Consider the following 6,187-nt stretch of genomic DNA (forward strand, 5'->3'; position numbering starts at 1 on the left):
CTGCTGACCATTGTAGGTGGTGCTGTCGCTATTGGCGGTCACAGTAGCTGCGGCTTTGGCGATGTCTAAGCTGCCATCCTTAAAGGTCAAGTCGTAGTTGTTGTCGGTACCGCTAGCGGTGCTGGTATAGCTGCCGGCATTGGTGCCAGTTGCTCCTGCGCTCACTTGATCTAAGACGGATTCGGTTTCCCCGTTGACAAGACCCGTTGCACTAAAGCCAGTCACGCTTTGCTGCTGACCATTGTAGGTGGTGCTGTCGCTATTGGCGGTCACAGTAGCTGCGGCTTTGGCGATATCCAAGCTGCCATTTACGAAGGTCAAGACGTAGTTGTTGTCTGAACCACTGGCGGTGCTGACGTAGTTGCCAGCATTGGTGCCGCTTGCCCCTGCATTGACACCCGTTAAGACGGATTCGGTTTCCCCGTTGACCAGACCCGTTGCACTAAAGCCAGTCACGCTTTGGCTCTGACCATTATAGGTGGTGTTGCCACTGTTGGCGGTCACAGTAGCAGCGGCTTTTTTAATCGTCAATGTGGCTGAATCACCAATTAAATCGTAACCCTGTTGATTTGAGTAGTAGTTACTTGAATACGTCCCTGCATCACGATGATCTAAGGTATTGCCACCCAATAATTTGGTTGAATCCACACCTGCTACTTGAGCCAGAGTCTGATTTTCTCCATTATAAGTCGTATTAACTGCTGATAAATCAACTTCGGTCAAAAAGCTTCTTAATAAGGGATTGGTATCTCCTTCATAGATACGCCACACTGTGCCTGTGCCACCTTGATCATCGATATCAAAACCACTAAAATAGGACATCTTTTTCATCTGTTCAGTGGTTAAGCCTGTCGCAGTATCAGTGCCGTTATTTAAACCCACAGCATTGGCTTGACCTGAGGTCTCAGTATTCCAATAGGCATCAGTGATACTACCGTAATTGAACCCGACCACACCACCCGCATAAGCATTAGAAGAAGAAGAAGAAGCACTCACATCTCCTGTCGCATAGGCATTAGTAATACTGCTGGTATTTAACCCGACCAAACCTCCGGCATAAGAAGAATAAGAAGTAGAAGAAGCACTCACATCTCCTGTCGCATAGGCATTTTCGATATTGCCGCTACCAGTATTTACTCCAACCAAACCTCCGGCATAAGAAGAAGAAGTAGAAGAAGCGTTCACATCTCCTGTCGCATAGGCATTTTCGATATTGCCGTCATTCTGCCCGACCAAACCACCGGCATAAGAAGAAGAATAAGAAGAAGAAGAAGTACTCACATCTCCTGTCGCATAGGTATTTTCGATACTACCGTAATTTACTCCAACTAAACCGCCGGCATAAGAAGAAGAATAAGAAGAAGAAGTACTCACATCTCCTGTCGCATAGGCATTAGTAATACTGCTGGTATTTAACCCGACCAAACCGCCGGCATAAGAAGAATAAGAAGAAGAAGAAGTACTCACATCTCCTGTCGCATAGGCATTAGTAATGCTGCCACTATTTGACCCTGCCAAACCGCCGGCAGAAGAAGAAGAAGAAGAAGCACTCACATCACCTGTCGCATAGGCATTAGTAATACTGCCACTATTTGACCCTGCCAAACCGCCGGCATAAGAATAAGAAGAAGAAGAAGAAGTACTCACATCACCTGTCGCATAGGCATTAGTAATGCTGCCACTATTTGACCCTGCCAAACCGCCGGCAGAAGAAGAAGAAGAAGAAGAAGTACTCACATCTCCTGTCGCATAGGCATTAGTAATGCTGCCGTAATTTAACCCGACCAAACCGCCGGCAGAAGAAGAAGAAAAAGAAGAAGAAGCACTCACATCTCCTGTCGCATAGGCATTTTCGATATTGCCGCTACCACTATTGTATCCAACCAAACCGCCGGCATAAGAAGAATAAGTAGAAATATTAGAATTAGCACTAACATCACCTGTTGCATAGGCATTAGTGATACTGCCACTATTTAATCCGACCAAACCGCCGGTATATACCGCTCCTTTAACACTACCACCCACCATGCCGATGTTGCGGATATCGCCGTTATTATAAGCAATAAGTCCCGCATAAATGTTGTTTGGTCTGTTCACCGTTAAGTTATCCACGGTATGACCCAAGCCATCGAGGGTACCTGAAAATGAAATAGCGCTAGTATTACTTGTGCGTCCAATGGGATTAAAGCCCTCACCACTATTCCACCCAGTAGTGGCAGTAGCATCTATGTCTGACCCCAGTACATAATCGCCTGACACATTGCCATCGATACCTTGCAAATCTGTCCCTGTGGTTGACCCTGCACTGCCTAGTTCAGTGATAATCGTGTAGTTTTTAACAGCGCCATCGTTGCCAAGCTTTGTTGAAAAGCTGCCTGTAGATGCCAGATTGATTGGGGCATTGACATAGTAAGTTGCTGTATTGCCTGATTGCACCGCTGCTTGACCGTACTCCAGTGCTAGACCGGCTGTACTACTGGCCGTCATTTCTGCATTGATGTTGATGTCATTTAGGGCATTTAGGGTGAGTAGGTTGGCACTCCAAGTGACATTATCATTGACATTGATATCACCACTATCCCCCGTGCTGCCGTTAGTGCTTTGGATAGTGATATTATTGGTCGTTAGATTATTGGACAGGTCGCTACCAGTGATATCACCGCCTGTGGCAGCAATGGTAAAATCCATCGGGTCAATGAGCCAAGTGCCTGTCTGTGCCGTGTCTGATAAGGTCGATACCTTAGTGCCTTGCTCAATCTTGACGCGTGCCGCACTGGTTTCTATAAACCCACCGTCTTGACCGTTTTTACCCTCTGCGGCTAGCGTGCCACTAACCACCACCTCTCCTTGTTGCATATCCCCTAATAAAATAATTTCACCTTTGGCATTTTGTACCAATCGGTTGGCTTCAATGATACCGCTATGATTGACAACGGCTTTACTTAAGCTGTTTTTGGCTTTGGCACTCAAGTACACAGCACCATTATCTGCCACGATCGCACCACCATTGTCGACCAAGCCTTGTAGTACGCCTTCATCCACTTGATACTGGGTCAAGCTGCCATCTTGCAATGCTAAGGTGACTTGGCTTGCTGCAGTTAAATGGGTGGTGCCGTTAGGGGTTTTAATAGAGCCGGTGTTGATCACAGTTGGGGCAATGAGTGCCACGGTGCCGCCCGATAAGGTGTTGATTGATCCATGGTTCTCAATGCTTGCATTGCTACTGGCATCGCCTTTTAATAGGTACTTGCCGGTCTGGATATCACTGTCACTGAGCTGTAGGGTTGAGGCGACGATACCTCCTACGTTTACTTGTGCAGTTTTAGAGAACACCACGCCATTGGGATTGAGTAAGAACACTTGACCATTGGCATTCAGTCGTCCCATGATTTGGGAGGCGTTGCTGTCCAGTACATGGTTGATGGCAACGGAGGATTGATTGGGTTGGTTAAAGTTGACGGTGGCGTCTTGACCAATGTTAAAGGTATTCCAGTTACTGCTGAGGGTTTGACTGTTTTGATTGATGTTGAGTGTGTTGTTGGTTTGGGTAAAACTGGCCGAGCCAGAATTTACTTGAGCCCCTGTGGGTAAGGCGTTGTTCTGGATGGCTGCTTGGACGGACAGCGGCAGCATGGCCATGCCGAATAGTAGCGCAGCAGAGAGCATATGCGACAAGGTTGCAGTTGCAGGGCTTGCTACCCCACTTGTCTGACTACGTGAGCCATGACCTTTGGCCAATTCAGACACCGCTTGCCAACAGCTAAGGCGCGAATTCCATATCACTTTATAGACTTTATTCATGTTCTAGCACTCATTTATGATTAGTGTTTAAGACTTGCAACCAAGACAACATTCTAAATTTTAATGATTTTGAATATATGAATTCTATTATTGCCATATACAGGACACTGCTTATAAGAGTAGGAATGTCTCAATAAAGAATCAGGCTGACTCGCTGTTGGGTGAGGATTTAGAGAAGTTGAGAAAGATTTATAAAAACAATCAATGTTAAAAAACTATATTTATAAGTATCGAAATGTAGTTTTTATATTACAATTTTGTTGTTATGTAAGTCCAGTATATTATTTGATAATACTCAACTATTTTAGAGAGTTAGGCATCGCTTTGAATGATTGGTTATCGATTCAGATTTATTGTTTTTTACTGTCTTCAGCGTTATTGGCTTAATATAACGAGTGAGCAGTTAATGATGCTTAGCTTAATCTAAACGATATGTGTTTGAGTAGTAGAACGCTCAGTAGTAGAAAGGTCGATCATCCCTATCAAGTGTATTGTGGGGATGAGCGACCTTTTGGGGTAGACCTATGGTGAGTTAATCAGGTGCTTTGACTGGTTCGGTAGCTTAGTGAGGACTTGAACCTTTGGCTGTAGGGTAATGGTAGCAAGGTTTTGAATTATTGCGGTAGTAGAAGGATACTTCTCAGTGTACTTAAAGGGTTTTTTGAGAATAGAGTTAATTTTCTTTGTATTCAGGACTTCCCCATGAATTGATCCCATCCCAGATTCTGTGTAACTGCCATTTAGATTAAATGCTTACTGATACGGTCATCAAACATAATCATAAAACGATTCAGAGCAGACGTCCAGTTACGGATGGGCATCGACCACTTTTTAGACGCCTGCTGGGTTGCCAGATATACTACCTTGAATGCAGCCTGATCAGAGGGGAACACCTTACGCTTATTCACCGCCGTCCGAATCACACTGTTTAGCGACTCAATAGCATTGGTGGTATATATGACTTTTCTGATGTCTTTAGGGTAATTAAAGAACACCGTTAAGCCCTCCCAGCTATTGCGCCAAGACTTGACCACGTGCGGGTATTTCTCGCCCCACACCTCATCAAAGTGCTCAAGATTGGCCTCTGCCATCTCAAGCGTATCAGCGCCATAGATGGCCTTTAAATCAGCCGCTACGGCCTTTTTATCCGTCCACGGCACAAACTTCATTGAATAGCGCACCATGTGTACGATACACAGCTGAACCTGTGCCTTTGGATAGACGGTGTTAATGGCATCAGGGAAGCCCTTTAAGCCGTCGACACAGGCAATGAGGATATCTTGTACCCCGCGGTTTTGTAGTTCAGTGAGAACACCCAGCCAGAACTTAGCCCCTTCATTCTCTGAGAGCCACATACCAAGCAGCTCTTTCTTACCGCTAAGATTGACGCCTAGGGCTAAGTAAATGGCTTTGTTGATGATCTGCTTGTCTTGACGTATCTTCACGACAATGCAGTCTAGGTAGACAATAGGATAGATACTGCTCAGTGGCCTGTTTTGCCATGCAGTGATGTCCTCTAATATGTTATCGGTGACTCTTGAGACAAGAGAGCTTGAGATGTCGACATCGTAGAGCTCTTTGATGGTCTCTACGATCTCAGTGGTGGTTTGACCTTTGGCGTATGAGCGAGGATAAGCAAGTGTGTGGGGCACACTTGCCCGAAGCGCAAGACGGAAGGCTATGCCTGTAGTGACGATATGATTTTATCATCAAGACCTGAGATACGGGTTTGATGCTTACTAACGAGTACAGGCTCAAAGCTGCTATCACGGTCTCTTAGGGTAGAGATTTCAAGATCGCCTGTATCACTGCGGACGGTCTTTTTAGTATGCCCATTGCGTTTATTTGGCTTATCTGCTTTCTCATGCTTAGGATAGCCGAGATGGTCTTCCATCTCAGCTTCAAGGGCAGTGTCGATAAAGGATTGCATGAGCTGCTTTTGGAAGTCTTTGATGTTATCAAAGCTTTTCATGCTACCAGCCATTTGCTCGGCCAGTTTTTTAATGTCAGATTGAGTAGTCATTGCTTATTCTCCTGTTAATGGATTATAAGCAGTTACACAGTTTTTAGGAAACTCCCGATTCTATCCAATCCTGCTTAACTCTCTAGAAAATGTCAATCTTGCGAGTCGTTGCTTTTCATCTCAGAGTAAGCTGCACGAGCTAGTAGCGCGTGATAAAAGATATCTTTTATTGACTGTGACATAGTGAGCCTTCTTAATTTTAAAGTTAGTTACTTGTTAGCGTGAATATTGAAGAGTGATTTTCTTGGAATTAGGGTTTTGTCTTTTGAAACATATCTTTCTGTTTGAATGTCGCCAGTACCAAATTGTGCTAAGTAATTTGACCCCCAAAACCAAGTATCACCTAGAGTTGATATAAACTCG

At 44.9% G+C, this 6,187-nt stretch carries 1 protein-coding gene and 1 pseudogene; both read right to left on the reverse strand.

Translation table 11 applies throughout. The features are described from left to right. Positions 1–3,801, reverse strand: a 3,801-nt coding sequence (locus CXF61_RS01605) for a GLUG motif-containing protein (protein WP_165596920.1), incomplete at its 3' end; no start/stop codon positions are given. A 740-nt stretch (positions 3,802–4,541) separates the two neighbouring features. Next, positions 4,542–5,824: pseudogene (locus tag CXF61_RS01610) on the reverse strand (IS256 family transposase). Between the last annotated feature and the right edge of the window lie 363 nt (positions 5,825–6,187).

Source organism: Psychrobacter sp. 4Dc, assembly GCF_002836715.1.
Taxonomy (GTDB): Bacteria; Pseudomonadota; Gammaproteobacteria; order Pseudomonadales; family Moraxellaceae; genus Psychrobacter.